The 2863-nt window shown below is 61.9% G+C and carries 3 protein-coding genes; 1 reads left to right on the forward strand and 2 read right to left on the reverse strand.

Annotated elements, in window-relative coordinates; translation table 11 throughout:
- The coding region (locus EOA27_RS30325; RefSeq protein WP_127257965.1) for a PrkA family serine protein kinase at window positions 1-1550 on the reverse strand (1550 nt) is incomplete at its 3' end.
- A gap of 293 nt (window positions 1551-1843) precedes the next feature.
- Here EOA27_RS30325 and EOA27_RS30330 point away from each other — a divergent pair.
- Entirely contained in the window at window positions 1844-2650 is an 807-nt protein-coding gene (locus EOA27_RS30330; protein WP_126080995.1) for an alpha/beta hydrolase, read from the forward strand.
- Here EOA27_RS30330 and EOA27_RS30335 read toward each other — a convergent pair.
- The coding region (locus EOA27_RS30335; RefSeq protein ID WP_145970624.1) for a BolA family protein at window positions 2651-2863 on the reverse strand (213 nt) is incomplete at its 5' end.

The raw sequence follows: 2863 nt of genomic DNA on the forward strand, positions 1-2863 counted from the left end.
GCATCGGCATAAGCGATGTAGCGGTCGAAGAGGTTCTGGCCATATTCGCTGTAGGATTCCAGATAGGCTTTCTGGATCTCGTGGCCGATGAACTCGGCATAGCGGCTGGCGAGTTCCGACTTGATGAACTCGAGATAGGCAGCCTCCGTTTCCTTCGGGAATTGCTCGCGCTTGATCGCCTCTTCGAGGATGTACATCAGGTGGACGGGATCGGCGGCCACTTCCTTGGTGTCGTAGTTGAAGGTCTGCGACAGGATCTTGAAGGCGAAACGCGTGCTGACCCCGGTCATGCCCTCGTCGACGCCGGCGGCATCGCGATATTCCTGGACGGACTTCGCCTTCGGGTCGATCTCCTTGAGGTTCTCGCCGTCATAGGCGCGCATCTTGGTGTAGAGCGGCGAGTTCTCGTGCTCGGCAAGGCGCGTCGAGACGGTGAAGCGGCTGAGGATGTCCAGCACCTCGGGCGCGCAAGGACTGTTCGCCAGCTCGCTTTCGCGCAGCAGCTTCTCGTAGATCTGCCGCTCCTCTGTGATGCGCAGGCAATAGGGCACCTTGACCACGAGGATGCGGTCGAGGAACGCCTCATTGTTCTTGTTGTTCTTGAACTGCTGCCATTCCGATTCATTGGAATGGGCGACGACGATGCCCTGATAGGGGAAGGCGCCGAAATTCTCGGTGCCGTTGTAGCTGCCTTCCTGGGTGGCGGTCAGCAGCGGGTGCAGGACCTTGATCGGCGCCTTGAACATCTCGACGAATTCGAGCAGGCCTTGCGTCGTCCGGTTCAGGCCGCCGCTGTAGGAATAAGCGTCCGGGTCGGACTGGCTGAAGTGCTCCAACTGCCTGATGTCGACCTTGCCTACCAGCGCCGAGACATCCTGATTGTTCTCGTCGCCGGGCTCGGTCTTGGCGATGGAGATCTGGCGCAGCCGCGACGGCATCAGCTTGACGACGCTGAATTTCGAGATGTCGCCCTTCAGCTCATCCAGGCGCTTGGCCGCCCAGGGCGAGATCAGTCCGTTCAGGCGGCGGCGGGCGATGCCGTATTTGTCCTCCAGCAGATCGCCCATCCGGTCGGGATGAAAGAGGCCCAGCGGCGATTCGAAGATCGGGCTGATCTGGTTGCCGACCTTGAGCGTGTAGATCGGCCGCTCTTCCATCAGCTTCTTCAGCCGTTCGGCTAGCGAGGATTTGCCGCCGCCGACCGGGCCGAGAAGATAGAGGATCTGCTTGCGCTCCTCGAGGCCTTGCGAGGCGTAGCGGAAATATCCGGCGATGCGCTCGATCGTATCCTCCATTCCGTAGAAGTCGGAAAAGGAAGGATAGATCTTGATGGTGCGGTTGGAGAAAATGCGGCCGAGCCGCTCGTCCTTGCTGGTGTCGACCAGATTCGGCTCGCCGATCGCCTCGACCATGCGCTCCGGCGCCGAGGCGTACATGGATTTGTCCTCGCGGCAGGCCAGCAGATATTGCTGAAGGCTGATCTCTTCCTGTGCCGCATTGGAATAGATCTCCGAAAACAGATCGAAGACGTCGGATTGGTTCTCGCGCATGATGCTTTGCCTCGGAGCCGATAGGCTGCCAATCGGCTCATCGCTTCATCAACCACCGGAAAGCATTGTGGTTCCCTTCACGTGAAGGAAGAGCGCACAATGCACCCCGACATTAGCCTTCGGGACACCCCGATTCGGCCTTAAATGCTCGCCTATGAACATACGTGGTGATTGCCAGCGGACGGTCAAGGAGTGGATTTGGTTTCGCACCGAAAGTTGTCATTTTTGGTTCGTAAACGAGGCGCGTGGCGAGCATCCGTGCCCGCCGCGACAGAACCTGGCCGGAGATGACGATGATCAATCGACGCAGCTTCATCGTGGCAGCCATGGCGGCGCTGTTGCCGCCGGGCGCGTCAGCCGCTGGGCGTCCGGGCCAGCCGGAACCGCGAACCATCGATTACGGTCCGGCCAAGCTCGACATCTACGCGCCGGCCGGCGCGAAGAACCTGCCGGTGGTCTTCTTCGTCCATGGCGGCGCCTGGCGGTTCGGCAAGCGCAGCCAGGTCGGCTCAAAGCCGGACTTCCTGCTCGCCAATGGCTTCTTGTTCGTCTCGATCGACTACCGCATGCTGCCGGAAGCGGATGTCGCCACCCAGGCCGGCGATGTCGAAAAGGCCTATGCCTATGTGCGCGCGAACATCGCCCGATATGGCGGCGATCCGGACCGCATCGTCGGCATGGGCCATTCGGCCGGCTGCCATCTGGTTGCGCTGACCGGCATGCGCGGAGGGTTGCCGGGCGTCGCCGCGCTGATCCTGGACGACACAAGGGCCTACGATCTTGCCGCGCTTTCGAGAAATGGCGGCATGGTGCGCGCCTATGCGCGTGTCTTCTCCGACCCGAAACAATGGGCGGCGCTGTCGCCGTCGAGCTATGTCGACGGCAGGAAGCATCCGCCGACCTTCATCGCCTATTCGCGCGCGCCCGGGCGAGGCGAGGAGTCGAAAGCTTTCGCCGAGCGCCTGCGCGCCACTGGCACCGAGGTCACGCTGTTCGACGGCAGCGCCTATACGCATATGTCGATCAATGGCGATTTCGGCGAGGATGGCGACGCCTTGACCGCGGCGGTGCTGGCCTTCCTGAAGGCGACGGTGGCCTGATTACCAGCGCGTCTTCTCGCCGGGTGCGGCCGGCTCGATCGCCAGCGCGTGCACGCCTGCCTTCAGTTCGTCGGCAAGCAGTTGGTTGACGGCGCGGTGGCGGTCGATGCGGCTCATGCCGGCAAAACTCGGCGAGACAATGCGGACGCGGAAATGTGTCTCGCCGGTGCCGTCGAACGTCCCGTGATGGCCGGACTCGACATGGTGATGGCC

Origin of the sequence: Mesorhizobium sp. M2A.F.Ca.ET.037.01.1.1, from assembly GCF_003998075.1 — a bacterium.
GTDB lineage: Bacteria > Pseudomonadota > Alphaproteobacteria > Rhizobiales > Rhizobiaceae > Mesorhizobium.

Coding starts and splice junctions, on each gene's coding strand:
- EOA27_RS30330 (WP_126080995.1), top strand. CDS start 1,844: ATGATCAATCGACGCAGCTTCATCGTGGCAGCCATGGCGGCGCTGTTG.